We start from the raw sequence: 1,029 nt of genomic DNA, 5'->3' as shown, positions 1-1,029 counted from the left end.
GCTCGACCTGCTGCGGGTGTCGCCGATCGTCGAGGCGTCGGACTGGCCCGCGCTCGCCGCGCTGCGCGAGCAGAGCCGTGCGCGCGGCGTGGAAGGGCTGATGCTCAAGGAACGCGCGTCGATGTACGGCGTGGGGCGCACCAAGGCGTCGGGCACGTGGTGGAAATGGAAGATCGAGCCGTATTCGATCGACGCCGTGCTGCTCTACGCGCAGCGCGGTCACGGCCGTCACGCGAGTCTCTACACCGATTTCACCTTCGCGGTCTGGGACGAGCGCGACGGCACGCGCACGCTCGTGCCGTTCGCCAAGGCGTATTCCGGCCTGACCGACGAGGAAATGCGCAAGGTCGATGCGGTCGTGCGCAAGACGACGGTCGAGAAGTTCGGTCCGGTGCGCAGCGTGACGCCGACGCTCGTGTTCGAAATCGGCTTCGAGGGGATCCAGGCGAGTCCGCGCCACAAATCGGGTATCGCCGTGCGGTTTCCGCGCATGCTGCGCTGGCGCACCGACAAGTCGATCGACGACGCCGACACGCTGGACATGCTCAAAGGCTTTCTGAACGAGGCGCGACCATGAGCGCGCCGAATAACGCCGATTCGGACGCCGATACGGCCGCCCACACCGACGACAGCTCCGAAGCCGCGCCGCGCAAAGCGCGTCCGCGCCGCATACCGCGTTCGCGTGCGGCGCAGGAAAAAGTCGACGCGGCCAGCGCCGACGCGTTCACGCCCGAGCCGTTCGCCTACGACGCGCACGCCGCGCAGACGCCGATCGAGACGCGCATCGCGCAGTGGTTCGCGGCGCAGGGCTGGCAGCCGTTCGCGTTTCAGCAGTCGGTCTGGCGCGAGATCGCGCGTGGCGCGAGCGGCCTGTTGCACGCGACGACCGGCGCGGGCAAGACGTGGGCGGTTTGGATTGGCGCGCTGGCGGCGTGGTCGACGGCTTCGGTTTCGGCATCGCCGGCTTCCGCGTCTTCGCCAGGAACCGCGCGGCGCGCGCCGTTGCCCGCGCCGCTCACGGTGCTCTGA

2 pseudogenes are annotated in these 1,029 nt (G+C 69.4%); both read left to right on the top strand.

The features are described from left to right. A pseudogene (locus tag G3N97_RS38945) lies at positions 1 to 577 on the top strand (ATP-dependent DNA ligase); the annotation flags it as partial. After that, positions 574 to 942 (top strand): annotated as a pseudogene (locus G3N97_RS38940) (DNA ligase-associated DEXH box helicase); the annotation flags it as partial. The pseudogenes G3N97_RS38945 and G3N97_RS38940, both read left to right, overlap by 4 nt. Positions 943 to 1,029 lie beyond the last annotated feature (87 nt).

The organism is Paraburkholderia sp. Ac-20347 (genome assembly GCF_017104805.1).
Lineage (GTDB): Bacteria > Pseudomonadota > Gammaproteobacteria > Burkholderiales > Burkholderiaceae > Paraburkholderia > Paraburkholderia tropica.
Note: the sequence above shows the minus strand (reverse complement) of the source record. Positions and strands in the feature narration are given on the sequence as shown.